The sequence below is a fragment of the Micromonospora sp. LZ34 genome, from assembly GCF_052981855.1.
Genome location: NZ_JBRIQN010000069.1, coordinates 1 through 24582 on the forward strand (window position 1 = coordinate 1; position 24582 = coordinate 24582).

Annotated in this window: 28 protein-coding genes; 13 read left to right on the forward strand and 15 right to left on the reverse strand. The window is 74.5% G+C overall.

From position 1 onward, the window contains the following. Window positions 1–73: 73 nt before the first annotated feature. A complete protein-coding gene (locus ACVCAH_RS34580; protein ID WP_447140423.1) occupies window positions 74–994 on the reverse strand; it encodes an ADP-ribosylglycohydrolase family protein in 921 nt (306 codons plus the stop codon). Between the two features lie 73 nt (window positions 995–1067). Here ACVCAH_RS34580 and ACVCAH_RS34585 point away from each other — a divergent pair, with 73 nt between their 5' ends. Next, window positions 1068–1757 carry a response regulator transcription factor gene (locus ACVCAH_RS34585; protein ID WP_447140424.1) on the forward strand — a complete coding sequence of 230 codons (690 nt, stop codon included), beginning with the start codon at window positions 1068–1070 and terminating at the stop codon, window positions 1755–1757. 29 nt (window positions 1758–1786) lie between these two features. Next, complete coding sequence (locus ACVCAH_RS34590) at window positions 1787–3193, forward strand: HAMP domain-containing sensor histidine kinase (RefSeq protein WP_447140448.1); 1407 nt, start codon at window positions 1787–1789, stop codon at window positions 3191–3193. Window positions 3194–3467: 274 nt separating this feature from the next. On the opposite strand, the gene ACVCAH_RS34595 is transcribed toward ACVCAH_RS34590, so the two are convergent. Both ACVCAH_RS34595 and ACVCAH_RS34600 read right to left on the reverse strand, forming a co-directional pair. Beyond that, window positions 3468–4493 carry an adenosine deaminase gene (locus tag ACVCAH_RS34595; protein WP_447140425.1) on the reverse strand — a complete coding sequence of 342 codons (1026 nt, stop codon included), beginning with the start codon at window positions 4491–4493 and terminating at the stop codon, window positions 3468–3470. Beyond that, window positions 4490–5284, reverse strand: coding sequence for a trans-aconitate 2-methyltransferase (locus ACVCAH_RS34600; RefSeq protein WP_447140426.1), 795 nt, complete (start codon window positions 5282–5284; stop codon window positions 4490–4492). The genes ACVCAH_RS34595 and ACVCAH_RS34600 overlap by 4 nt, the downstream gene beginning before the upstream one ends. 84 nt (window positions 5285–5368) lie before the next feature. Here ACVCAH_RS34600 and ACVCAH_RS34605 point away from each other — a divergent pair, with 84 nt between their 5' ends. Beyond that, on the forward strand, window positions 5369–6352 hold the full coding sequence (locus tag ACVCAH_RS34605; protein ID WP_447140427.1) for an aldo/keto reductase: 984 nt from the start codon (window positions 5369–5371) through the stop codon (window positions 6350–6352). 55 nt (window positions 6353–6407) lie between these two features. Further along, window positions 6408–6602, forward strand: a complete 195-nt coding sequence (locus tag ACVCAH_RS34610; RefSeq protein ID WP_447140428.1) for a hypothetical protein — start codon at window positions 6408–6410, stop codon at window positions 6600–6602. Window positions 6603–6740: 138 nt separating this feature from the next. Here ACVCAH_RS34610 and ACVCAH_RS34615 read toward each other — a convergent pair whose 3' ends face one another. From ACVCAH_RS34615 to ACVCAH_RS34645, 7 genes are all read right to left on the reverse strand, one after another. Then, window positions 6741–6944, reverse strand: a complete 204-nt coding sequence (locus ACVCAH_RS34615) for a cold-shock protein (protein ID WP_007075740.1) — start codon at window positions 6942–6944, stop codon at window positions 6741–6743. A 289-nt stretch (window positions 6945–7233) separates the two neighbouring features. Further along, window positions 7234–7494: a DUF4235 domain-containing protein gene (locus tag ACVCAH_RS34620; protein ID WP_447140449.1), complete on the reverse strand. Its 261-nt coding sequence runs from the start codon at window positions 7492–7494 to the stop codon at window positions 7234–7236. Window positions 7495–7502: 8 nt separating this feature from the next. Continuing rightward, window positions 7503–7847 (reverse strand): DUF3618 domain-containing protein, encoded by a 345-nt coding sequence (locus ACVCAH_RS34625; RefSeq protein ID WP_447140429.1) that lies wholly within the window; start codon window positions 7845–7847, stop codon window positions 7503–7505. Further along, window positions 7844–8278, reverse strand: a complete 435-nt coding sequence (locus ACVCAH_RS34630; protein ID WP_447140430.1) for a phage holin family protein — start codon at window positions 8276–8278, stop codon at window positions 7844–7846. The genes ACVCAH_RS34625 and ACVCAH_RS34630 overlap by 4 nt, the downstream gene beginning before the upstream one ends. A gap of 328 nt (window positions 8279–8606) precedes the next feature. Further along, the gene (locus ACVCAH_RS34635; RefSeq protein WP_447140431.1) at window positions 8607–9803 is read right to left on the reverse strand and encodes a mechanosensitive ion channel family protein; all 1197 of its coding nucleotides are present in this window, start codon (window positions 9801–9803) and stop codon (window positions 8607–8609) included. A 79-nt stretch (window positions 9804–9882) separates the two neighbouring features. Beyond that, on the reverse strand, window positions 9883–10704 hold the full coding sequence (locus ACVCAH_RS34640) for a DUF1206 domain-containing protein (protein ID WP_447140432.1): 822 nt from the start codon (window positions 10702–10704) through the stop codon (window positions 9883–9885). Window positions 10705–10765: 61 nt separating this feature from the next. Beyond that, window positions 10766–11131: a hypothetical protein gene (locus tag ACVCAH_RS34645; protein WP_447140433.1), complete on the reverse strand. Its 366-nt coding sequence runs from the start codon at window positions 11129–11131 to the stop codon at window positions 10766–10768. 141 nt (window positions 11132–11272) lie between these two features. On the opposite strand from ACVCAH_RS34645, the gene ACVCAH_RS34650 reads away from it, so the two are divergent. Beyond that, window positions 11273–12499 (forward strand): cysteine desulfurase-like protein, encoded by a 1227-nt coding sequence (locus ACVCAH_RS34650; protein WP_447140434.1) that lies wholly within the window; start codon window positions 11273–11275, stop codon window positions 12497–12499. Continuing rightward, window positions 12496–12783: a GNAT family N-acetyltransferase gene (locus ACVCAH_RS34655; protein WP_447140435.1), complete on the forward strand. Its 288-nt coding sequence runs from the start codon at window positions 12496–12498 to the stop codon at window positions 12781–12783. The genes ACVCAH_RS34650 and ACVCAH_RS34655 overlap by 4 nt, the downstream gene beginning before the upstream one ends. 88 nt (window positions 12784–12871) lie before the next feature. Here ACVCAH_RS34655 and ACVCAH_RS34660 read toward each other — a convergent pair whose 3' ends face one another. Beyond that, on the reverse strand, window positions 12872–14368 hold the full coding sequence (locus tag ACVCAH_RS34660) for a glycoside hydrolase family 3 protein (RefSeq protein WP_447140436.1): 1497 nt from the start codon (window positions 14366–14368) through the stop codon (window positions 12872–12874). 139 nt (window positions 14369–14507) lie between these two features. On the opposite strand from ACVCAH_RS34660, the gene ACVCAH_RS34665 reads away from it, so the two are divergent. The 4 genes from ACVCAH_RS34665 (at window position 14508) to ACVCAH_RS34680 (ending at window position 17972) form a co-directional block, all read left to right on the forward strand. Then, a complete protein-coding gene (locus ACVCAH_RS34665) occupies window positions 14508–14630 on the forward strand; it encodes a hypothetical protein (protein ID WP_447140437.1) in 123 nt (40 codons plus the stop codon). Between the two features lie 101 nt (window positions 14631–14731). Further along, window positions 14732–15682 (forward strand): TIGR03557 family F420-dependent LLM class oxidoreductase, encoded by a 951-nt coding sequence (locus tag ACVCAH_RS34670; protein ID WP_447140438.1) that lies wholly within the window; start codon window positions 14732–14734, stop codon window positions 15680–15682. A gap of 83 nt (window positions 15683–15765) precedes the next feature. Next, window positions 15766–17397, forward strand: a complete 1632-nt coding sequence (locus ACVCAH_RS34675) for a RecQ family ATP-dependent DNA helicase (RefSeq protein ID WP_447140439.1) — start codon at window positions 15766–15768, stop codon at window positions 17395–17397. A 71-nt stretch (window positions 17398–17468) separates the two neighbouring features. Further along, window positions 17469–17972 (forward strand): hypothetical protein, encoded by a 504-nt coding sequence (locus ACVCAH_RS34680; RefSeq protein ID WP_447140440.1) that lies wholly within the window; start codon window positions 17469–17471, stop codon window positions 17970–17972. A gap of 59 nt (window positions 17973–18031) precedes the next feature. Here ACVCAH_RS34680 and ACVCAH_RS34685 read toward each other — a convergent pair whose 3' ends face one another. Beyond that, a complete protein-coding gene (locus ACVCAH_RS34685) occupies window positions 18032–18796 on the reverse strand; it encodes an ABC transporter permease (RefSeq protein WP_447140441.1) in 765 nt (254 codons plus the stop codon). Next, window positions 18789–19751 (reverse strand): ATP-binding cassette domain-containing protein, encoded by a 963-nt coding sequence (locus tag ACVCAH_RS34690; protein ID WP_447140442.1) that lies wholly within the window; start codon window positions 19749–19751, stop codon window positions 18789–18791. The genes ACVCAH_RS34685 and ACVCAH_RS34690 overlap by 8 nt, the downstream gene beginning before the upstream one ends. Before the next feature lie 97 nt (window positions 19752–19848). Between ACVCAH_RS34690 and ACVCAH_RS34695 the strand changes: the two genes are divergently transcribed. The 3 genes from ACVCAH_RS34695 to ACVCAH_RS34705 all read left to right on the forward strand — a co-directional run bounded on the left by ACVCAH_RS34695 (window position 19849) and on the right by ACVCAH_RS34705 (window position 22825). Next, window positions 19849–20604 carry a TetR/AcrR family transcriptional regulator gene (locus tag ACVCAH_RS34695; RefSeq protein ID WP_447140443.1) on the forward strand — a complete coding sequence of 252 codons (756 nt, stop codon included), beginning with the start codon at window positions 19849–19851 and terminating at the stop codon, window positions 20602–20604. Between the two features lie 86 nt (window positions 20605–20690). Further along, window positions 20691–21677, forward strand: coding sequence for an AraC-like ligand-binding domain-containing protein (locus ACVCAH_RS34700; protein ID WP_447140444.1), 987 nt, complete (start codon window positions 20691–20693; stop codon window positions 21675–21677). Window positions 21678–21751: 74 nt separating this feature from the next. Continuing rightward, entirely contained in the window at window positions 21752–22825 is a 1074-nt protein-coding gene (locus tag ACVCAH_RS34705; protein ID WP_447140445.1) for an AraC-like ligand-binding domain-containing protein, read from the forward strand. A 166-nt stretch (window positions 22826–22991) separates the two neighbouring features. On the opposite strand, the gene ACVCAH_RS34710 is transcribed toward ACVCAH_RS34705, so the two are convergent. Next, window positions 22992–23975, reverse strand: coding sequence for a DNA topoisomerase IB (locus tag ACVCAH_RS34710; protein ID WP_447140446.1), 984 nt, complete (start codon window positions 23973–23975; stop codon window positions 22992–22994). Further along, window positions 23959–24582, reverse strand: a 624-nt coding sequence (locus tag ACVCAH_RS34715) for a glycosyltransferase family 9 protein (protein ID WP_447140447.1), incomplete at its 5' end; no start/stop codon positions are given. The genes ACVCAH_RS34715 and ACVCAH_RS34710, both read right to left, overlap by 17 nt.

Below are 24582 nucleotides of genomic sequence, written 5' to 3' on the forward strand. Positions count from 1 at the left end.
CAGACGAAGAGTCACGCCCACTGCTGCCGACCATCAGCCCATCACCTGCGGACCGACCAAGCCAGCCTCACAGTCAGCCGAGCCAGTCCGGCAGCGGCTCCCGGGCGGCCAGCCACTCGGACGGCACCCCGCCCGGGGTGCCCACCCCGGTGTGCGCGGCCACCACCGCCCCGGCGATCGCCGCCGTGGTGTCCACGTCGCCACCCGCCTCGACGCAGGCCCGGATCGCCGCCGGGTAGTCGTCCAGGTGGACCGCGGCCACCCAGAGGGTGAAGGCGACGGTGTCCTGGGCGGTGACCCGGGAGCCGTTGCCGAGCGCGTCGACCACCGCCGGCAGCGGCCGGCCGAGCAGGTGCACCGCGCGGCGTACGCCCCGGTGCACCTCGCTGCCCGGATCCAGCGTGGCGGCCACCCCGGCGAGCAGCCGGTCCGGCGCCGGCCGGTACCCGTCCAGCCGGGCCCGGGTGGCCAGCGCGGCGGCCACCGCCACCGCCACCGCCCCGGCGATCCCCTCCGGGTGGGCGTGGGTCACCTCCGCCGACGCCCGGGCCTGCGCCGCCGCCCGGGCCGTCGAGTCGGCGAACCACGCGCCCAGCGGGCCGACCCGCATCGCCGCGCCGTTGCCGCACGAGCCCAGCCCGTCGAAGGCGGACGCGGCGGCCACCGGCCAGGGCGTGCCGGTGCGGATCAGCCGCAGGATCGTCACGGCCCCCGGGCCGTACCCCCGGTAGGGCTCGCAGCGCTCGGCGAAGGCCGCGGCGAGCGCGTCCCGGTCGATCCGGCCGGCGTCGACGAGGGCGGCGACCACCGAGCAGGCCATCTCGGTGTCGTCCGTCCACTCCCAGGGTGGTGGGGGAAGCTTCCCGGCGGCCAGGTCGGCCGGGTGCCGGCCGGGGACGAAGAACTGCGAGCCGAGGGCGTCGCCGACCGAGAGGCCGGCGAGACTGTCCCGGGCGAGCGCCAGGCGGGTGTCGGCAAAGAGCGTGAAGGACATCGTTGTACCAGCTTGCCGGGTTGGCAGGTGCGCCGCAACGCGATCAACTTGCCACGGGCAGTACGGTCTTGACGTGGCCACCGTGCTCCTGGTCGAAGATGATCACGTCGTACGCGGCGCGATGCTGCGGTCCCTCGCGGACCGGGGGCACGCCGTGCACGCCGTCGGCACCGCGCTGGACGCCCTGCGTCGGGTCGCCGCCGAGACACCCGATCTCGTGGTGCTCGACCTCGGCCTGCCCGACCTGGACGGCTCCGACGCGCTGCGGATGCTGCGCGGCATCACCGACGTGCCGATCATCATCGCCACCGCCCGCGACGACGAGCAGTCCGTGGTCCGCCTGCTGCGCGCCGGGGCGGACGACTACATGGTCAAGCCGTTCACCGGTGCGCACCTGGACGCCCGGATCACCACCGTGCTGCGCCGGGCCGGCCGGGCCAGCCGGACGGTCCAGCCGGCCGTGCACGTCGTCGGCGGGCTCCGGGTGGACGTCGGCGAGCGCAGCGCGACCCTCGACGGAGAGCCCCTGGCGCTGACCCGCAAGGAATTCGACCTGCTGGCGTATCTCGCCGCACGACCGGGCCGGGTAGTGTCCCGCCGGGAGCTCTTGGAGGAGGTATGGCGGCAGCCATCGGTCGGCGAGGATCAGACCATCGACGTTCACCTGTACTGGCTGCGCCGCAAAATGGGCGAGTCCGCGGCGAAGCCGCGCTACCTGCGCACCGTGCGGGGGGTCGGCTTCCGGTTGGTGGCGCCGGACTGAGGGTGACGCTGGCCGTGCTCACGGCCGGCATGTGCGCCCTCGTCGCGTTCGCCTTCCTGATCCCCCTCGGCGCGGTGCTGGGCGACCGTACCCACGACGAGGCGGTCGCGGACGCCGCGCGGCGCGGCGCGCTGGTCACCGGGGCGCTCGCGGTCAGCGCCGACCCCGCGGTGGTGCGGCGGGCCGTCGAGGCCAGCGGCGACGACCCGGCGACCCGGCCGGTCGTGCACGGGCTGGGCCTCGACGAGTCGGCGGCGCGGGCCCGCGGCGCGGACCTGGACCGGGCCCGGGCCGAACGGCGCTCGCTGGTGGTAGACGTCGACGGCGGCGTGGTCCGGCTCGATCCGGTGGTGCTGGGCGACCGGACGGCCGTGGTCGAGGTGTTCGTGCCGGAGTCGGCGTCGGGCGACGGCGCCGGCCGGCGCTGGCTGCTGCTGCTCGGGGTGGCCGCCGCGCTGGTCGGCGCGGCGGTGCTGGTGGTCGACCGGATCGCCGCCCGGGCCGTCGAGTCGGCCCAGGGGCTGGTCAAGGCGGCGCTCGCGGTGGGCGACGGCGACCTCGGCGTCCGGATCGAGCCGAGCGGCCCGCGCGAGCTGGCCGAGGCCGGCTACGCCTTCAACCGGATGGCCGACCGGCTGGTGGTCTCCCGCACCGACGAGCGGGAACTGGTGGCGGACCTGTCGCACCGGCTGCGCACCCCGCTGACCGTGCTGCGGCTGGACGCCGAGGCGCTGGAGTCCGACGACACCAGCGTGGGCACGTTCAGCGAGGCGGAGCTGGACCGGCGGCGCACCATCCGCCGGATCCGCCAGGCGATCGTCACCCTCGAGGGCGAGATCGACGTACTGATCAAGACCACCCGCAAGGCGGTCGCCCATCACGAGGCCGGGCCGGCCATGTGCGACGTCAGCGAGGTGGTCCGGGACCGGATGGTGTTCTGGGCGGCACTGGCCGGGGACCAGAACCGCCCGCACCGGGTGACCGGCGCCCAGTTGCGCATCCCCGCGCCGGTGCCCCGGGCCGAGCTGGCCGCCGCGCTGGACGCGGTGATCGGCAACGTGTTCCGGTACACGCCCCAGGGCACCGCGTTCGAGGTGGCGGTCTCCCGGCGGGACGGCTACGTGGCCATCCGGATCGACGACGCCGGCCCCGGGATCGCCAACCCGGACCGGGCGCTGCGCCGGGGCGCCAGCGACCAGGGCTCGACCGGGCTGGGGCTGGACATCGCCAAGCGGGTGGCGTTGCAGGCCAACGGGTCGGTGAGTATCGACCGGGCCCGGCTCGGCGGGGCCAGCGTGGTGATGCTGCTCGCCGACCCGGAGGCGGCGCCGCGGCAGGTCAACCGGTTCGGGCTGGTCGGCCGGATGGCCCGGGAGGCGCGGGAGCAGAAGAGCGCCGGCCGCCGCTGGCCCCGGCAGCGCCCCTCCGACGGCTGAACCGCCCCCGCGCGGCGTTGGCCTGGCCCGCCGGCGACCGGGCGGGCGATTGACCCGCCCGGCTGTGGGCCGGCGCAAGTCTTCCTTAGATCCGGGTTAACACCGGCGCCGCGCCGGCCCCGGGCTGCCACGATCGGGGTACGAACCCATCAGTTCCACCGGATGGCGCCCCGCGCACCCACCGCCGGTGGAGCCGCGCGCGCGGCGGGAGAACCGGTCCCCCCACACCAGCTCCCGCCGCGCGCCCAGCTCTCCTCGGGTTCGCCGCGTTGGTTCAGCGGGGGTAGGTGGCCAGGTAGGCGTCGATCTCGGCGCTGATCCGCTGCTTCCCGGCCGGATCGAGGAACGACGCGGTCACCGCGTTGCGGGCCAGCGCGGCCAACCCCTCCGGGCCGGTGTCGAGCAGCCGGGCCGCGACCGCGTACTCGTCGTTGAGGGTGGTGCCGAACATCGGCGGGTCGTCGGAGTTGATGGTGACCAGCAGCCCCGCCTCGACCAGCTGCCGCAGCGGGTGCTCGTCGAGGCTGGCCACCGCCCGGGTGCGGACGTTGGAGGTCGGGCAGACCTCCATGCCGATCTGCCGCTCGGCCAGGTGGCTCAGCAGCTCCGGGTCCTGCGCGGCGGAGATGCCGTGCCCGATCCGCTCCGCGCCGAGCTCGCGCAGCGCGTCCCAGACGGTCTGCGGGCCGGTGGTCTCCCCCGCGTGCGGCACCGACCGCAGCCCGGCCGCCCGGGCCTGGTCGAAGTACGGCTTGAACTGCGGCCGGGGCACCCCCATCTCCGGGCCGCCCAGGCCGAAGCTGATCAACCCGTCCGGCTTCTCCGCCAGGCTGATCCGCAGGGTCTCCTCGGCCGCCGGCAGGCCGGCCTCGCCGGGGATGTCGAAGCACCAGCGCAGCTCGATGCCGAAGTCCGCCTCGGCCCGCTTGCGGGCGTCCTCGATCGCCTCGCAGAACGCCGGGGCGGGGATCCCCCGGTGCACGTGCGAGTAGGGCGTCACGGTCAGCTCGGCGTAGCGGACCTGCTGGCGGGCCAGTTCCCGGGCCACCTCGTGGGTGAGGAGCCAGACGTCCTCCTGGTCGCGGATCAGGTCCACGACGCTGAGGTAGACCTCGATGAAGTGGGCGAAGTCGCGGAACGCGAAGTAGTCGGCCAGCGCCGCCGGATCGGCCGGCACCGGGCTGCGCCCCTCGTGGCGGGCGGCCAGCTCGGCGACGATCCGGGGTGAGGCGGAGCCGACGTGGTGCACGTGCAGCTCCACCTTGGGCAGTCCGGCGATGAACGTGGGCAGGTCGGTCACAGGTTCTCCTCGGCACGGGCGCCGGTACGGGCCACGACGAAGACGCGGCGGAACGGGAAGTACACCTGACCCTGCCGCACCGGGTACGCCTGCGCGAGACGCGCCCCCAGCTCGGCCCGGAAGTCGGCCCAGCGGGCGGGGTCCAGGGCGGCCCGGACGGGCCGCAACGCGGTCCCCTCCATCCAGGCCAGCACGGGGTGGTCCGCGTCGGCGCGGGCCGGCAGCAGGTGCACGTAGGTAGTCTCCCAGGCGTCCACCGCGCAGCCGGCACCGGTCAGCAGCCGGGCGTAGTCGACCGGGTCGTCGACCGGGGCCTCGCGCAGCAGCGGGGCGAGGTCGGCGCGCCAGCCCGGGCGCCCGGCGACCTCGCGCAGCGCCCGGTGCGAGGGCGCGTCGAAGTTTCCCGGCACCTGCACCGCCAGCCAGGCGCCGGCGGGCAGCTGTCCGGCCCAGCGGGTGAGCAGCTCCTGGTGGCCGGGGACCCACTGCAGCACGGCGTTGGCCACCACCACGTCCACGTCCGGGTCGGGGTGCCAGTCCCGCACGTCGGCCACGGCGAAGCTGACCGGGGCGGCCAGCCCGGCGGCCCGCTCGATCATCTCGGCCGACGAGTCCAGCCCGACCACCCGGCTGGCCGGCCAGCGCCCGGCGAGGGTGGCGGTCAGCTGGCCGGGACCGCAGCCGAGGTCGACCACCGCGCGCGGCCGGTCGGCCGCCACCCGGGCCAGCAGGTCGTGGAACGGCCGGGACCGCTCGTCGCCGTAGCGCAGGTACGTCGTCGGATCCCACATGCCAGCCTCCCAAACCGTACGTCCGTCTTGTTTACCGTACGGCCGGTTGGGCGGGCCGGCAAGCTCCTCACTAGGCTCTGCGGTATGGAGCAGCGCACCTTCCACCGGCTGGGCCGGGACGTCGGCGTGATCGGCCTGGGCGCCTGGCAGCTCGGCGCCGACTGGGGCACGGTCACCGAGGACGACGCGATGGGCGTGCTGACCGCCGCCGTCGATGCCGGGGTGACCTTCCTCGACACCGCCGACGTCTACGGTGACGGGCGCAGCGAGCAGTTGATCGGCCGGTTCCTGCGCAGCCGCCCCGACGCCGCCCTGACGGTCGCCACCAAGATGGGACGCCGGGTGCCGCAGACGCCGGAGGCATACACCCTGGCGCACTTCCGCGAGTGGACCGACCGGTCCCGGGCCAACCTCGGGGTGGACACTCTCGACCTGGTGCAGTTGCACTGCCCGCCGACCGCGGTCTTCGCCGACGACGCGGTCTTCGACGCGCTGGACACCCTGGTCTCCGAGAAGCGGATCGCCGGCTACGGGGTCAGCGTGGAGACCTGCGACCAGGCCCTCACCGCGATCGCCCGGCCCGGCGTGGCCAGCGTCCAGATCATCCTCAACGCGCTGCGGCTCAAGCCGCTCGAGCGGGTGCTGCCGGCCGCCGCGGCCGTCGGCGTGGGCATCATCGCCCGGGTGCCGCTGGCCAGCGGGCTGCTCTCCGGCCGCTACGACGAGCAGACCACCTTCGCCCCCGACGACCACCGCAGCTACAACCGGCACGGGGAGGCGTTCGACGTCGGCGAGACGTTCTCCGGGGTCGATTTCGAGCTGGGGCTGACGGCCGTACGCCGGTTGCTGCCGCTGGTGGGCGCGGACCGCACCATGGCGCAGTTCGCGCTGCGCTGGGTGGTCGACCAGCCCGGGGTCACCGTGGTCATCCCCGGCGCCCGGGACGCCGGACAGGCCCGGCGCAACGCCGCCGTGGCCGACCTGGCACCGCTGACGGCGGCGGAGCAGGCCGCCGTGCGGGAGGTCTACGACGAACTGATCCGCCCGCAGGTGCACGACCGGTGGTGAGCCCGGCCGCCCGGGTGGTCACCGCCGCGGCACGCGTCCGGGAAGGGGAACGGCGGTGAGGGGCTGGTTCCGGCTCACCGTCGGCCTGCTCGCCGTGGTCGTCGGCGCGCTCTGGACCGTGCAGGGCCTGGGGTACGTCAGCGACAGCATCATGACCGACCAGCGGGTCTGGGCCGTCGTCGGGCCGGTCGTCGTCCTGATTGGACTGGTCGTGCTCTGGTTCGGCCTGCGCGCCCGCCGGCGGCGCTGACCGCAGTCCGCACCCGCCCGGGCACCGCGGCACCTGGGCACCGACGTGGAAAGCCCCGCATCCCTGGGGGATACGGGGCTTCGTGTCGATCCGAGGGGCCGGATCACCCACTGGCCGACCGGCGCCGGCCGGCGCTGCTCAGATCGGGCGGACCTGCTCAGCCTGCGGGCCCTTCTGGCCCTGGGCGATCTCGAACTCCACCCGCTGGTTCTCCTCCAGCGTGCGGTAGCCGCTGGTCTGGATGGCCGAGAAGTGGACGAACACGTCAGCACCCCCGCCGTCGACGGTGATGAAGCCGAAGCCCTTGTCAGCGTTGAACCACTTCACGGTTCCCTGCGCCATGTGTATCTCCTTCTAAAACTGGCGGCCGAGCACGCCGTGCGGCCGGTTGGCCGTTTTCGAGCAGCGGCGCCTGAGGCGGCCCCCACGAAGGAGACTTCTCTCAACCCACGCCATCTCTCAACAGCGTGGAACAGCAAACCACGTACGCAAAAACTCTGCACAGCCTACCCGACGAAATTCTCCGACATGTGACCTGACGGATGCCGAAGATCCGCTGGGTGGGCCCTTACCGCCATGCGAAAGGCCCCCTTGCCGACGACCGGCTCGGGGGCCTTTCGCGCGAATCCGCTCAGTCCGGCCAGTGGCCGGTCAGCCGGCGTACGCCCACCGCGCCGCCACGGTCCACAGCGGCCCGGACGACCGCGAAGATGGCGCCCTGCAAGGCGGCCGCCGCCAGGATCTCGACCCAGCCGCGGTCCTCGTCGGTGGCGCTGGGCGCCTCGCCGTCGCCCGCGGTCACCTTCCAGACCTGCCGGAAGATGGCCCCGGCGACGGTGCCGGCGGCGATGCCCAGCAGCACCCCGACCGGCTTGTACGCGGCCCTGTTGATTCCCCTGCTCACCTGCGCCTCCCCCGGATGATCAGCAACACGACGGCGGCGGCCACCGCGCCGGCGGCGAGCGCGACGAGCGGCACCGGGTTGCGCCGGACCACCTCGCCCCGCTGCTGTGCCTGCGCCCGGGCGACCTGCGCCCTCTGGGCCGCCTGCCCGCGCACCCGGGCCATGGTCTGTGCGGCCTGCCCGCGCATCCGCTCCTTCGCCTGGTCGGCGGAGGACTTCAGTCGCGCCTTCACGTCGGCCTTCGCGGCCAACGCCTCCATCGTCTCGCCCAGCTCGACCCGGGTCCGCCGGATCTCCTCGCGGAGCGCCTCGGTGTCCGGGCCCTTGCCGTTGCCGGTCATCCCCGTCCCCTGTCCTTCACCGCGGCGGCGACCGTGTCCATGTCGGCCCGGACACTGCGCACTGTCGCCGCCGGTACCGGCGGGACCGCACGGCTGACCTGCTTCTTGCCGACCAGGGCGAGGACGCCGGCCATCACGAAGAGCAGCACCCCCACGATCAGGGCGGCGAGCCACGCGGGCATGGCCAGGTCGAGCAGCAGGATCGCGGCGGCGACCAGGGCGCCGAGACCGTAGAGCGCCAGCGCACCGCCACCGCCGAAGAGGCCGATGCCGATGCCGGCGTGCTTGCCCTTCTGGGTCAGCTCCGCCCGGGCCAGCGCCAGCTCGTCGCGGACCAACCGGGAGATCTGCTCCGTGGCCCGCTGCACCAGCTCGGCGGTGGACGGCTCGCTCCCGTTACGGGATGTGCGGGCGTTCGCCACGTCAGCCATGCTGTCCTCCTTTCATCATCACCGCGCTGTATGCCCGGAGTCGCCGCCCGTCAATCCTGGCTACGACCGCCGGAGGGCCCGGACCGCCGCGTCTCCCGCACCCGCCGTGCCGGGGCAGGGATCAGCGGCGTCGCGCAGCACGTCCCCACGAAACGCCCGGTCAAACTTCCCGAGCCGGCCGCGATGGGCCCGCCTCTCCCAGGCGGCACCAAGCCGCCCACGCGTCCCAACGGCCCCCACCCCGTCAGGTCACGACCGCGGTCCGCACGGAGGAGCCCCCGGCCGCGCGGGGCGGCCGGGGGCTCCTGGGGAGGGGTCGGGTCGGTGGTCAGCGACGGGCGTCGACGGGCTCCTCGGGGCCGACGAAGGCCTCGCTGCGCGCGTCGCCGTCGTCGCTGCCGCCGAACACCCGCGCGTCGTCGGGCAGGTCGCCGTCGGCCCGGCGGCGGACCGGCCGGCGCGGCTGCACCCACTGCCACGGCAGGCCGCCGCCGGCGTCGCCGACCTCGGCGCGCATCCGGGGCATGGCGGTGGGACGCTGGTCGCGCACCCAGGCGACCAGCTGCTCGCGCACCAGGCAGCGCAGGTCCCACAGGCTGCCCGCGTCCGCCGCGCTGACCAACGCGCGGACGGTGATCGTGCCGCCGGTCGCGTCGGTCACCTGGAGCACGCAGACCCGGCCGTCCCACAGGTCGCTGCTCTCCACCAGGCGGCGCAGCTCCTCGCGCATCGCCTGCACCGGGATCGCCCAGTCCACGTCGAACTCGGCGGTGCCCAGCACCGCCGCCTCCGTGCGGGTCCAGTTCTGGAACGGCGTGCTGGTGAAGTAGGAGGTGGGCAGGATGAGCCGCCGGTCGTCCCAGATCTGGACCACCACGTAGGTGAGGGTCAGCTCCTCGATCCGGCCCCACTCCCCCTCGACGACGACCACGTCGTCGAGGCGCACCGCGTCGCTGAAGGCGAGCTGCAGGCCGGCGAAGACGTTGCCCAGCAGGCTCTGCGCGGCCAGCGCGGCCACCACACCGGCCACCCCGGCCGAGGTCAGCACGCCGGCGCCGATACCGCGCACGCTGGGGAAGGTCATCAGCATCACGCCGACGGTCAGGATGACGATCACCGCGATGGTCAGCCGCCGCAGCATCACCACCTGGGTCCGTACCCGGCGGGCGTGCCGGTTGTCCGGCACGTCGACCCGGAACCGGGCGAGCGCGGTGTCCTCGACCACCACCAGCAGCGCGGCGACCAGCCAGGCCACGCTGGCGATGACCGCGAGCACCAGCAGGTGCAGCAGCACCTGCCGCCACGGGGTGCCGACCGCGTACCCGGTGCTGAACCGGACGGCGAACTGGACGGCGACGACCGTGGCGGCCGCCTGGAACGGGCGGTGCGCGTGCTCGGTCAGTTCGGTCATCAGCAGCGAGCGCCGGCCGAGCCGGCGGATCACCCGGTGCACCACCTCGACCACAGCGAGCGCGATCGCCGCCGCGGCGAGCGCGGCGGCGACCGTACCGAGGTAACTCTGCACAGGTACTACTCCCTCCAGCCAGGCTGCGGTGCTTCGGGCGAAGGCCCAATGGTGCCCGGCTGACCCGGAATCGACCAGTTCAGACCTTGCGGTAGCGGGACTGGAGGAAGCAGAAGGTTCCGAAGGCGGCGATGCCGAGGGCGACCAGGGTGAGCAGCACCTGGCCGTACGACTGCTCACGCAGCGTACGCAGCGCGGCGTCCAGGCCGCGGGCCTTCTCCGGGTCGTAGTTCACCGCGGCCACGATCACCAGCAAGCCCGCGATGCCGTACGCGACGCCCTTGGCGACGTAGCCGGCGATGCCGAGCCGGCGGGCCAGCTGGCGGGTCCGCGGGCTCATCTCACCCAGCTTGAGGTGCTTCTCGAAGCGCTTGACCAGCCCGTAGATCACCAGGCCGACGCCGATCGCGGCGAGCACCAGCCCGGCCAGGCCGACCAGCCAGCGGCCGCCGGTGGACTCCATCGCCCGGCCGGTGAGCGCCTCCTGCTGGTCGGCGCTGTTGGAGCCGGCATCCTTGAAGACCTTGAAGGCCGTCCAGGCGAAGTAGAGGTAGACGAGGGTCCGGCCGAGCGAGGCCAGCCGCTCCCAGACCCGCTCCCCGCCCCGCTCGACGCGGTGCCCGACGGCCGCCTCCAGGGCCTGCCAGATCGCCATGGCGAGCAGGCCGACCGCGATGGTGACGACCAGGACCTTGCCCAGCGGCTGGGCGGCGAGGGTACGCAGCGCGCCGGACTGGTCGCCGTCGTCGGCGGAGTTGCCGAACGCGATCTGCAACGCCAGCCAGGCGAAAAGCAGGTGCACGATGCCGTAGCCGATGAAACCGGCCCGGGCCAGCAGTTCGAGCCACCGGCTGTTCGCCGTGCGGGAGGCGGTGGCTTCGGCGTTCCGGGTGAGTGACATGGCGCCACAATCTCCGAACGCGAAGATCCCCAAACGTCGGCCACCGCCGCCCGCACCGGGGTCAGCTGCCGGAACCCTGCGAAACGCGGATCTTGACCTCCTGGTCGGTGACGCTGTCCAGGGTGACCGCCAAGCCGCCCACCTCGGCGGCCTGCTGGCCGGTGACCAGGGTGACCTGCTCGCCGGCGACCTCGACGGTCACCTGGTCGCCCTTGGCGCCGACCAGCTTGGCCTCGACCCCGAGGATGCTGGCGCTCGCGTCGACGCCGCGCTGGAAGGTGACCGTGCAGGAGCCGGCGATGCTGCAGTCGGTGGAGGCGCCGTCGGAGCTGCAGCCGGCGAGCACGGCGACGCCGAGCGCCAGGCCGGCCAGCAGGCCGGCGGCCCGGCGGGTGGGGGTCAGCGGGAAGTCGCGTCGGTTCGTCACCCCGCCAAGGGTACGAGACGCCGGCGACCGGGCAGCGCGCGGTGATCAACCCGCCGCTCCCGCCGCGGCGCCCGCGCGCCTCGGCAGGGCCCCGCTCGCCCGGTCCAGCCGCCGGTCGCGGGTCGGGTTAGGGTCCCGGGCATGCCGTTCGACATCGCCCGGATCCGGGCCGCCTACCCCGCCCTGGCCGAGGGCTTCGTCCACCTCGACGGCGCCGGCGGCACCCAGACCGCCGGCCCGGTGATCGACGCGGTAACCGCGGCGATGCGGGCGGCGATCGGCAACCGCAGCGCCGCGTTCCCGCCCGGCCAGCGGTCGCTGGACCTGGTGGCGGCGGCCCGCGCCGCGGTGGCCGACCTGGTCGGCGGGGAGCCCGACGGGGTGGTGCTCGGGCCGAGCGCGACCGCGCTGACGTACACCCTGGCCCGCACCCTCGGCGCCGGCTGGCGTCCGGGTGACGAGGTGGTGGTCTCCCGGCTCGACCACGACGCGAACGTGCGCCCGTGGGTGCAGGCCGCCGAGGCGGCCGGCGCCACGGTGCGCTGGGCGGAGTTCGACCGGGACACCGGCGAGCTGCCCGCCGGCCAGTACGCGGACCTGGTCGGCGAGCGGACCCGGCTGGTCGCGGTGACCGCCGGCAGCAACGCCGTCGGCACCGTCCCGGACGTGGCCGCGATCGCCAAGACCGCACACGCGGTGGGCGCCCTGGTCTGCGTCGACGGGGTGCACGCGGTGCCGCACGGCCCCACCGACCTGGCCTCGCTCGGCGCCGACTTCCTGGTGACCAGCGCCTACAAGTGGTCCGGGCCGCACCTGGCCGCGATGGTCGCCGACCCGGCCCACTGGGCGCGGCTGCGCCCGGCGAAGCTGCTGCCCTCCTCGGACGCCGTGCCGGACCGCTTCGAGTTCGGCACCCCGAGCTTCCCGCTGCTGGCCGGGGTCGCCGCCGCGGTGGACCACCTGGCCGGGCTGGACCCGTCGGCCACCGGCAGCCGGCGGGAGCGGCTGCGGGCCAGCCTCGCCGCCGCCCAGGCGTACGAGGAGTCGCTGCTGGACCGGCTGCTGGCCGGGCTCGCCGCGCTGCCCGCGGTCCGGGTGCTCGCCGCGCCGGCCCGCCGCTGCCCGACGGTCTCCTTCCGGCTCGACGGGCTCTCCCCGGAGCAGACCCAGGCGGCACTGGGCGACGCGGGCTGCTGCCTCTCCGCTGGCGACTACTACGCCTACGAGTACTTCCAGGCGATGGGGCTGCGGGACAGCGGCGGTGCGGTGCGGGCCAGCATCTACCACTACAACACCGCCGACGAGGTGGACCGGTTGCTCACCGAACTGGACCGGCTGGCCGGCACCGGGGGCAGAATGACCGGGTGAGCACCCTGGTCGAGGACAATCCCGCCAAGCACCGCTTCGAGATCCTGGTCGACGACGCGCTGGCGGGCTTCACCGCCTACCTTCCGCGCGGTGAGGTGCTGGTCTTCACCCACACCGAGGTGGACCCGAAGTTCCAGAACATGGGCGTGGGCGGGGCGCTGGTCCGGGCCACCCTGGACCAGGTGCGGGAACGCGGCGGCCGGGTGGTGCCGCAGTGCCCGTTCGTGGCCGCCTTCATCGACCGGCACCCGGAGTACAACGACCTGGTGATCGCCCGCCCCTGACCCGCTCCGCCCGGCGGCACGACGGGCGTGTCGTCACCGGCCGACGGGCTGTCCCGGTAGCGCGGCCGAGCCAGGCCATGGCGGTGGGTCAGCGGCCGGCGAGCAGATCGGCGGCGGCGCGGCCGCCGGCCCGGGTGGCCCCGTGCGTGGCGACGTGCACCGCCCCGGTGACCAGTTCGGGCACGCCCAGCTCCACCACCACCACGTCCGGCCGGGCGGCCAGCGCCCGGGCCACCGCCGCCCGCATCCACCCGTGCCGGTGCAGGTCCCGCACGACCAGCACCACCGGGCGGTCGCCGGCTCCGGCGGTCGGGTCGGCCGGCACCGCGGTCTCGGCGTACCGGACCGTGGTAGTGCCGGGCAGCAGGGCGGCCAGCGGGGCGCCGACGCCCCACGGGGTCTCCGCCCCGATGGCGATGTTGCGGGGCGGCTCGAACTCCACCACGTGCGCGGCGCGGGTCAACGGCAGCGTGCCCCGCCCGGCCGGCGCGGTGGTCACCCGCAGCGCCCGGCGGGCGGCGGCTAGCCCGACCGCCGAGCCGTCGGCCGGGGTGGCGGCCCCGGCCGGCCGGTCGGCGCGGGCGGCGACGCTCCAGGCGGCGAGCTGGCCGACCCGCTTGGCCGCCTCGGCCAGGCGCTCCTCGGGCAGCTCGCCGGAGACCACCGCGGCGACAATGGCGTCCCGCAGCTCGCGGGCCGCGGCCTCGTCGGCCCGCTCACCACCGATGCAGATCGCGTCGGCGCCGGCGGCGAGCGCGCGCACCGCCGCCCCGGCGAAGCCGTACCGGTCGGCGACCGCGCGCATCTCGATCGCGTCGGTGACCACCACCCCGCAGAAGCCCAGCTCGTCGCGGAGCAGCCCGCCGAGGATCCGGCCGCTGAGGGTGGCCGGCAGCTCCGGGTCCAGCGCCGGGACCAGCAGGTGACCGGTCATCACCGCCTGCACCCCGGCGGCCACCGCGGCCCGGAACGGGGCCAGCTCCACGGTGTCCAGCCGGGCCCGGTCGCCGGTGATCCGGGGCAGGTCGTGGTGCGAGTCGACCCGGGTGTCGCCGTGCCCGGGGAAGTGCTTGGCGCAGGCGGCCACCCCGCCGGCCTGCAGCCCGCGGACCCAGGCCGCGGTGTGCCGGGCGACCAGCGCCGGGTCGGCGCCGAAGGACCGGACGCCGATCACCGGGTTCGCCGGGTTGGAGTTGACGTCGGCGTCCGGGGCGTAGTCCAGGGTAATCCCGAGCCCGGCGAGTTCCCCGCCCAGGTCGCGGGCGACCGCCTCGGTCAGCGCCGGGTCGTCGACCGCGCCGAGGGCGTGGTTGCCCGGCCGCGAGCTGCCGCGGACGGACTCGATCCGGGTGACGTCGCCGGCCTCCTCGTCGATCGCGACGATGACGTCCGGCCGCTCGGCGCGCAGGGTGGCGGTGAGCGCGGCGACCTGCGCCGGGTCGACCACGTTGCGGGCGAAGAGCACCACGGAGCCGAGGCCCTCGCCGAGCCAGCGGCAGATCCAGGGGGGTGGGGTGGTGCCGACGAATCCGGGCTGCAGGACGGCGGCCGCCAGCTCCGCCAGGTTGCCCGTTCGCTCGATCATGCAGCCCCCCGTACCCCCGTCCGCACCGCCCGCGGCGGTCCCGCCACCGGCGGCGGTGCTGCCATGGTCACACCGGCCGATCAAATAGTCAATAAACCTTACAGTTGCCGTCCGGGCGCGGGCTGGGGAGAGTGCGGGGATGGATCCCGCGCTGCTGGCCGACGCGACGAGCCCGGCCGACGTCCCCGGCGTACGCCTGCTCGGGCTGGTGGTCGGCGGCCTGCTGCTGCTGGCCGCGATCCGGGCCATGTTCCGTCGCTGACCGCCGGTCGCGGCGCCGCCGGGTGTGGCCGGCGTCCGCCGGGGTACGGGGTTGCCTCGTTGACCAGGTGCGTGGCGACCGCGACGCGGCGAGGGGGAACCATGAAGATCGGATACTTCCTGTCCTGTGAGGAGTTCACGCCGGCCGAGCTGCTGGAACAGGCGCGCGGCGCCGAGCGGGCCGGCTTCGAGGCGCTGTGGATCTCCGACCACTACCACCCGTGGGTGGACGCGCAGGGGCAGAGCCCCTTCGTCTGGTCGATGATCGGCGCGCTCAGTCAGGTCTGCCGGCTGCCGGTGACCACCGCGGTCACCTGCCCGACCGTGCGCATCCACCCGGCGGTGCTCGCCCAGGCGGCGACGACCAGCGCGGTGCTGCACTCCGGACGGTTCGTGCTCGGGGTCGGCTCCGGCGAGGCGCTCAACGAGCACATCCTCGGCGACGCCTGGCCGCAGACCGACGTACGGCTGGAGATGCTGGAGGAGGCGGTCGCGGTGATGCGCGAGCTCTGGCAGGGCGGCTTCGTCAACCACCGTGGCCGGCACTACACCGTCGAGCACGCCCGGATCTACACGCTGCCGGACACCCCGCCGAAGGTCTACGTCTCCGGCTTCGGCCCGAAGGCGGTCGACCTGGCCGCCCGGATCGGCGACGGCTACGTCAGCACCATGCCCGACGCCGACCTGGTCCGGCGCTTCCGCCGGGGCGGCGGGGGCGACAAGCCGTGCCAGGCCGGCTTCAAGGCGGCGTACGCGGACAGCGAGGAGAACGGGATGCGGATCGCGTACGAGCGCTGGCCGAACTCCGGCGTGCCGGGCGAACTGTCCCAGGTGCTCCCCTCTCCGCGCCACTTCGAGCAGGCCGCCCAGTTGGTCAAGCCGGAGATGGTGAAGGAGTCCTTCGTCTGCGGCAACAGCGCCGAGGCGCACCTGGAGATGATCAACCAGTACGCCGAGGCCGGCTTCGACGAGGTCTACGTGGCCAACACCGGCCCGAATTCGCAGGGCCTGTTCGACCTCTACCAGCGGGAGGTGCTCCCCCGGCTGCGCTGACCCCGCACCGTTTCCGACCTGCCGCTCACGCCACACCGGGCCGGCGTTTCGCCGGTGATCAGCCCGGGTACCTCCGGCCCTCGATGAAGCTGACCACGCACTCGACGACGTTGCGCCGCGCGGCCCGCAGCCTGTTCGGCTGGACCGCGCTCAGGCCCAACCAACTGGCCGCCATGCGCGCGGTCATGAAGCGGCGCGACGCCCTGGTGGTGCTCCCCACCGGCGCCGGCAAGTCGGCGATCTACCAGATCCCGGCCAGCCTGATCCCCGGCCCGACCGTGGTGATCTCCCCGCTGCTCGCCCTGCAGCAGGACCAGATCGCGGCGCTCAACGAGCGGCAGCGGCCGGAGCTGCGCGCGGTGCGGATCAGCTCCGACGAGTCGCCCGCCCAACAGGCGGAGGCGATCAGCGAGGTGCGCGAGGGCCGGGCGGAGTTCCTCTTCATCACCCCGGAGCAGCTCGCCAACCCGGACCGGATGGCCGAGGTGCGGTCGCTCGGGCCGGCCCTGGTGGCGATCGACGAGGCGCACTGCATCTCCGCCTGGGGCCACGACTTCCGCCCCGACTACCTGGCGCTCGGCCACCTCATCGAGGGCATCGGCCGGCCGCCGGTGGTCGCACTGACCGCCACCGCCTCCCCGCCGGTACGCGACGACATCGTCAGCCGGCTCCGGCTGTGCGACCCCGAGGTGGTGGTCTCCGGACTGGACCGGCCCAACCTGTTCCTGGAGGTCGCCCACTGCCCCACCGAGGACTACCGGTGGCGGCGGTTGATCGCCCTGCTCCGCGACGACCAGCGACCCGGGATCATCTACGTGCCCACCCGCCGCGCCGCCGAGGAACTGGCCGCCCGGCTCACCGACGCCGCCTTCCCGGCCCAGTACTACCACGGCGGCATGCCGGCCGCCGCCCGCGCCGAGCTGCACGAGGCGTTCCTCGCCGACCGGGTGCCGATCATGGTGGCCACCTCGGCGTTCGGCATGGGCATCGACAAGCCGAACATCGCCTGGGTGGTCCACATGGCACTGCCCGACTCGCCGGACAGCTACTTCCAGGAGATCGGCCGGGCCGGCCGCGACGGCGAACCGGCCCGGGTGCTGCTGCTCTGGCAGGCCGAGGACGTCGGGCTGCAGCGCTACTTCACCGGCGGCCTGCCCGACGCCACCGAGCTGCGGGACCTGGCCGCGCTGCTGCGCCGCAAGCCCGCCACCAAGAAGGAACTGCGCGAGCTGACCGGGCTCGGGCCGCGCAAGCTCGGGCAGTACCTGGCCCTGCTGGAGCAGGTCGGCGCGGCCGAGCCGCGGGGCCGGCAGCGGATCGGCGCGCCCCGCTACTCGCCCACCCCGGTCGACGCGGCAGCCGCCGCGCTGGCCGAGGCGGAACGGCAGCAGAGCGTGACCCGGTCACGGACCGACATGATGCGGGCCTTCGCCGAGACCTCCGCGTGCCGGGGGCAGACCCTGCTGGCCTACTTCGGCGAGCAGATGACCCAGGTGTGCGGGCACTGCGACAACTGCCACGCCGGCACCAGCGTCCCGGACAACGGCGCGGTCGGGCCGTTCCCGGTGCACAGCCAGGTGCGCCATCCGGAGTGGGGGCCGGGGCTGGTGCTCAGCTACGACGACGACCGGATGACGGTTCTCTTCGACGAGGTGGGGTACAAGACGCTGTCCGTCAGCGTGGTGTCCGAACAGGGCCTGTTGACACTGGACTAGCCTGGGCCGGGCGCCGCTGCGGGGCCCGCGGACGTGAACGACGAGCAGGACAGGGCGGAAGGGGCGTTGCCGTGATCGAGCAGCCGGCGTACACCGGGTTCGGTTTCTCCGACGAGGAGTGGGGGCTGCTGGTCGGCCTGCCGCAGTCGGTGCTGACCGCGGCGAGCGCCGCGGAGTCGGACGGCACCCGGCGCACCATGGCCGAGAACGCGGCCGGGCTGGAGACCATCTCGGCCGGCCGGGAGTCGGCCAGCCCGCTGGTCGCCGCGGTGGCCGGGGAGATCGTCACCCGGGTGGGCGACCCGGAGGCCGGCGAGGAGATGCCGGTGATCGAGCCCGCCGACCCGCAGGCGATGATCGACGACGTGCTGGCCCGGGCCAAGGCGGCCGCGGCGCTGCTGGCCCAGCGGGTGGACGAGGGGCAGGCCGGGGCGTACAAGCACTGGCTCGTGGAGATCGCCGACCAGGTGGTGGGCGCGGCGTCCACCGGCGGCCTCCTGGGCCTCGGCGGCGACGTGGTGAGCGATTCCGAGCGGCGGTTCCGGGACCGGCTCGCGCACGTCCTCAACGACTGACCCGACCCGAACAGCGGCGCCGGACCCAAGAGGTCCGGCGCCGCCGTCCGTGCTGCGCCTCAGCCGACCCGGCGCCGGAACAGCACCCCGGACAGCGCCACCGCGACCAGCAGGATGCCGAGGCACCAGGCCACCGCCCGGGCCGGCGCCGAGCCCACCGGCGTGTCCAGCAGCAGCCCCCGCAGCGTCTCGATGACCGGGGTGACCGGCTGGTGGTCGGCGAACCCGCGCAGCCAGCTCGGCATCGTCTCCACCGGCACGAAGGCGCTGCTCGGGTAGGGCAGGAACATCACCAGGAAGGTGAACCCGCTGGCCGCCTCCGGGGTCCGGGCCAGCAGCCCGAACGCCGCCGACAGCCAGGAGACGGCGAGCAGGAAGAGCAGCAGCACCCCGGCCGCGGCCGCCCAGAGCAGCGGGTCGTGGGTCGGCCGGAAGCCGATGGCGACCGCGACCGCGAGCACCAGCACGGTGGAGACCATGTTCCGCACCACGCTGGCCACCACGTGCCCGCCGAGGATGGCGGTGGGACTGACGTCCATGGTGCGGAACCGCTCGATCACCCCGTTGGTGAGGTCGGTGGTCACGCTCACCGCCGTGCCCGCCGCACCGAAGCCCGCGCAGAGCAGCAGCACGCCGGGGACCACGTAGGTGACGTACGCGGTGCCGGTGTCGATCGCGCCGCCGAAGAGGTAGACGAAGAGCAGCATCAGGATCACCGGCAGCAGCAGCGACGTCAGCAGCGCGTCGATGTTGCGCCGGGACAGCCGTACGCAGCGCCCGATCATCACGGCGGCGGTGGCGGGACGCGCGGTCAGCTCAGACATGGGCCACCTCCCGGTCGGCGGTCACCGGTTGGCCGGTGAGGGTGAGGAAGACGTCGTCGAGGGTGGCGCTGCGGACGGTGAACGCGGCCACCGCCGCCCGCCCCGGATCCACCTCGTCGAGCAGGTCGCGGATCCCCGGCGCGCTGCCGTCGGTGACCACCTCCAGCTCCCGCCGGGCCGGGTCCCGGTGCGTCACCCGGTCACCGAGTCCACGGTCGACCGCGGTGAAGCTCGCCGCGTCGCGCAGTGTCAGGTGCAGGCGCTGGGCGCCGTAGCGGCGCTTCAGCTCGGCCGCGGTGCCCTCGGCGGCGAGCCGGCCACCGTGTAGCACCGCGACCCGGTCGGCGAGCCGGTCGGCCTCCTCCAGGTACTGGGTGGTGAGCAGCACGCTCACCCCGGCCCCGGCCAGTTCGCCGACCACCTCCCAGAGCGCCTGCCGGCTGCGCGGGTCCAGCCCGGTGGTCGGCTCGTCGAGGAAGATCACCGACGGCTCGCCGACCAGGCTGGCGGCGAGGTCGAGCCGGCGGCGCATCCCGCCCGAGTAGGTGGCCACCCGGCGGCCGGCGGCGGCGACCAGGTCGAACCGCTCCAGCAGCTCGCCCGCCCGCCGGCGGGCGGCCGCCCGGGTCAGCCCGGCCAGCCGGGCCATCATCTCCAGGTTCTCCCGGCCGGTCTGCCCGTCGTCGACCGCCGCGTGCTGGCCGGCGAGGCTGATCACCCGCCGTACCCGCCGGCGGTCGCGGACCACGTCGTGCCCGTCCACCCGGGCGGTGCCGCCGTCCGGCGCGGTCAGCGTGGCCAGGATCCGCACGGTCGTGGTCTTGCCCGCGCCGTTCGGGCCGAGCAGCGCGTGGACGGTGCCCCGGGACACCCGCATGGTCAGCCGGTCGAGCACGGCGACCCCGCCGTACGACTTGCACAGGTCGACGGTCTCCACCGCCGGAGGCGCTGTCATGTCTCACCCTCCGTGTTCTGCGTATTTCATACGCTGTACTGCGTAGACCATACGCAGAAGCTAGGATGGGCGTCAAGACCTGGACCGAGAGGTGAGGATGAGCGACTCCGACGTCGACCTGCCCGAGAGCATCGAGCTCGCCTGGGGCCTGCGCGAACGCCCCGGCAAGGGGCCGAAGCGGAGCCTCACCCTGGACCAGGTGCTGGCCGCCGGCATCCGGGTCGCCGAGGCCGACGGCCTCGCCGCGGTGTCGATGAGCCGGGTGGCGGGCGAACTGGGCGTGGCGACCATGTCGCTGTACCGCTACGTGCCGGCCAAGCACGACCTGCTCGACCTGATGGCGGACGCCGCGTACGGGCCGCCGCCGGAGGTCCGCCGGCCGGACGAGGGATGGCGGCCGGCGCTGGCCCGGTGGGCGTCCGGCAACATCGAGGCCATCCGGCGGCACCCCTGGATCCGGCACGTGCCGATCGGCGGCCCGCCGATGGGCCCGAACCAGGTGCGCTGGATGGAGAACGGGCTGGCCGCGCTGCGCGGCACCGGCCTGCACGCCAACGAGCGGGTCTCCACCGTCCTGCTGGTCAGCGGGTACGCCCGCAACTGGGCGTCGCTCACCGCCGACATCGCCGAGGCGGCGGCCCGGGCCGGCCAGAGCGCCGAGGAGCTGGGCATGCGCTACTGGCAGCAGCTGGACCGGCTGACCCGGGGCGGCTCCTACCCGGAGATCCGGGGCCTGCTCACCGAGGAGGTGGTGGAGGACACCGAGGAGTTCGACGCCGAGTGGCGGTTCGGCCTCGACCGGCTGCTCGACGGCATCGAGGTGCTCGTCCGGGAGCGTTCCGCGACCGCCTGAGTCCCGTCCGGCGCGACGTCCGTCCCGCCTGGCCGGAGCCACCCCGGTCGACGAGAATGTCTCGGGACCAGGCGAGGAGATCGGACATGGCGGCGCTTCGGGTCGAGACGTTGGACACCATGGTGGTGCCACCGGCCGACCGCTTTCCCCTCTGGGTGGAGATCGCCGACCGGGCTGCGGCGCCGATCGCCCTCACCAGCGACCACGCCGACGACTTCCGGGGCCGAGCCCGGTTTCTCAGCCTGGGGGCCATCGAACTCACCCGGCTGCGGTACCAGTCCCTCGTCGGCCGGCGGACCCCGCGACTCATCCGTCAGGCGGACCCGGAGGTCTTCCAGGTCGCCCTGACTCTGACCGGCAGGTCGATGATCAGCGCCAGCCGGCGCGAGAGCGCGATCCCCGTCGGTGACTTCACCCTGATCGACTGGGCCCGACCGCACCAGGTGGAGCACGCCGTCGTAGCCGACGGGGACTCCGCGGCGGGGGCGGTGACCGCCGTCATCCCGCGTGCCCTGCTGCCGCTCGCCCCCGACCGGGTGGCCCATCTGGCCGCGGCCCGGATGCCCGGTTCGGAGGGTCCGGGCCTGCTCCTGGCCCGGCACCTGCACCACGTCACCCGGCATCCGGAGCAGTTCCGCGCCACCGACGCGCCGCACCTGGCCGACGTCACCGTGAGCCTGGTCTCCGCCCTGCTGGCCCGCCACCTCGACGTGGAGGACCGTCTGCCGGCGGACATCCGCCGGCAGACGCTGCTGAGCCGGATCCGCGACTTCATCGACCAGCACCTGAACGACCCGGCGCTGAGCCCGCAGCTGGTCGCCGACGCACACCACATCTCGCTCCGCACGCTGCACCGGCTCTTCCAGGCCCAGGAGGAGACGGTGGCCGGCATGATCCGCGTTCGACGGCTGCACCGGTGCCGGCGTGACCTGACCGATCCGCTGCTCCGCCACCAGCCCGTCCACCTGATCGCCCGGCGCTGGGGCTTCACCGACAAGGCGCACTTCAGCCGGCTGTTCCGGGCCGCGTACGGGATGGGCCCGCAGGCGTACCGGCAGCGGTCGCCGTGGTGAGCCCGCCGTCCGCGCCACGGCGGGCCGACCGGCGGCGGCCCGATCCGGCGCCCGGCGGGAGGGATGCGACCGCCGTGGAAAATGGAGCCCTCGACGGGGAGGAAGGGGCGGCGATGCTGCAGGCGAGCACGGTCGACACCACGCTGGTGGCCCCGGCCGACCGCTTCGGCATGTGGCTCGACCTGATCGCCCGCTCCACCGCACCGCTGCGGATCCGCACCGACCACGCGCACGACTTCTCCGCCCGGGCCGAGTTCATCGACCTGGGGCCGATCCAGCTCGCGACCTACCGGTACCCCTCGCTGGACGCCACCCGCACCCACAAGCTGGTCCGCCAGTCCGACCCGGAGTGTTACCTGCTGGCACTGACCGTGGACGGCGAGAGCGCGGCCGGCCAGGCCGGCCGGCGCAGCAACCTGGGGCCGGGCGACTTCACCTTCTACGACGGGTCCCGGCCGCACGACGTCAGCCACCACGGCGCCGACCACGGCCAGCGACCGGCCAGCTCCGTCGTGGCGATCATCCCGCACGCCGCGCTGCCCCTGCCGCCGCAGCGGCTGACCCCCCTGCTCGGCGGCCGGATGTCCGGCACCGAGGGCGTCGGCGCCCTGCTGGCCCAGTACCTGCTCCAGGTGACCACCCACCCCGAGCAGTACCACGCCAGCGACGCCGTCCGGCTCGGCACGATCGGGCTCGACCTGGCGTCCACGATGCTCGGCCGGCACCTGGTCGCCGAGGACGCCGTTCCGGCCGACGTGCGCCGCCGGGCCCTGCTCACCCAGATCCAGGCGTACGTCCAGCGGCACCTCGGCGACGCGACGCTGAACCCCCAGGTGATCGCGGACGCGCACCACATCTCGCTCCGGACGCTGCACCGCCTCTTCGAGGCCGAGGAGGGCACGGTCGCCGGCTACGTACGCGACCTGCGGCTGGCCCGCTGCCGCCACGACCTGCTCGACCCGGCCCTGCGCCACCAGCCGATCCAGGCCATCGCGGCCCGCTGGGGATTCCGGGACAAGGCGCACTTCAGCCGGGTGTTCCGGGCCGCCCACGGCATGACGCCACAGGCCTGGCGCACGATGCGGGCCGAGCCGGCACGGATCGTCAACCGCTCGGCGTCCGCGGTCAACTCGGACCCGGCAGACTGACCACCAACGCGGTCGACCGCCGGCGCTGCCGCCTCGGTCGTCCGCGAACGGGGGCCGTGGCGAGGCGCCCGCCGCCCAGGCGGCGGCGGGCGGCCGCCCGGTGGCGCCCGGCGACGTCCTGAGCCCCGGCTCCGTCCCGTCCCCCCCAGCGTCGCGGCGGAGCCGGTCAGGCCTCCTCCAGCAGTTCCAGCACCACCCGTTCGGCCTCCTCGCGTGGCGCGTCCGGATCCACCGGCACCACCACGCCGTCGTGGTAGAGGTCGACCACCCGGGGGTCGACGTAGGACGTCCGGGCCACCGTCGGGGTGTTGCCGAGCAACTCGGCGACCTCCCGCATCACCCCGGCGACCGCCCGCTTGCGGGCGGTGGCGGAGCGCTGCGATCCGGCCGTGGCCAGTTGGATCGCCGCCAGCACTGTGGCGTGCCAGGTGCGGAAGTCCTTGGCGGTCATCTCCCCGCCGCTCGCCTCGCGCAGGTAGTCGTTGACCTCGTCGCTGCGCACGTCGCGCCAGTCCCGGCCGTCCCAGTAGCCGAAGAGCCGCTCCGCCCGGCGGCGCCGGCGACACAGGTTGGTCAGCACCTGGCACAGCTCCGGGTCCTCGATGCGGCGCACCTGCTCGATGCCGCCCTTGGCGGGGAACTCGAAGACCACGCAGCCGCCCCGGGACCGGGCGTGTTCCGGACGCAGGGTGGCCACCCCGAAGGTGGGGTCGTCGCCGGCCGCGTACTGGTCGCTGCCGACCCGGAACATGCCCATGTCCAGCAGCCGGGTCACCGTGGCCAGCACCCGGTCCCGGCACAGGCCCCGGCAGTGCAGGTCCTCCGCCACCCGCTTGCGCAGCACCGGCAGCCGGCGGGCCACCTCCAGCACGTGGTCGAACTTCGCCTCGTCCCGCTTCTGCCGCCAAAGCGGGTGGTAGAGGTACTGCTTGCGCCCGGCGGCGTCGATGCCGGTGGCCTGGATGTGCCCGTTGGGGTACGGCGAGATCCAGACGTCCTGCCAGGCGGGCGGGATGACCAGATCGTCCAGCCGGGCCAGCTCGTCCGGGTCACGGACCGGCTCGCCGGCGGGGTCGAGGAAGAGCCAGCCCTTGCCGCGCCGGCGGCGTCCGTACCCCGGCCGGCCCGGATCACTACGCCGCAACCGCACCGGAGATCCGCACCGCCCGTTCCACCTCGTCCACGGCGGCCAGCACCTCGTCGACGCCGACGGCCGCCAACGTCGGGTGGCTTCCTACCCCGTCCCAGCCCGGGTTATCCCTGGTCGCGGCCCAGATCACCCGGTGCCACGGCCGGCCCGGCGGCGGCCCCCACCGGGCCGGGGAGACCGGGCCGAAGAGCACCACCGACGGGGTGCGGTAGCCGGTCGCGAGGTGCGCCACCCCGGTGTCGCCACTGACCACCAGTCGGGCGTACGCGACCAGCGCGGCGAGGTCGCCGAGGTCCGTCCGGCCGGCCAGCACCGCGTCGTCGGACAGCCCGGCGGACCGGGCGACCCGCTCGGCGAGGGCCCGCTCGTCGGCGCTGCCGGTCACCACCACCCGGTGCCCCCGCCCGGTCAGCTCCCGGCCCAGCGCGGCGAACCGCTCGGCCGGCCACCGCTTCGCCGCGATCTTCGAGCCTGGGTGCAGCACGGTGACCCGGGCGGGCATGCCGCCGGGCGGGGGTCGGCGTAGGGCAAGGTCGGTGGGGTCGGTGGGGATGTCGTACCAGGTGAGTAGGCGGCACCAGCGGTGGATTTCGTGTTCGTGGTCGTG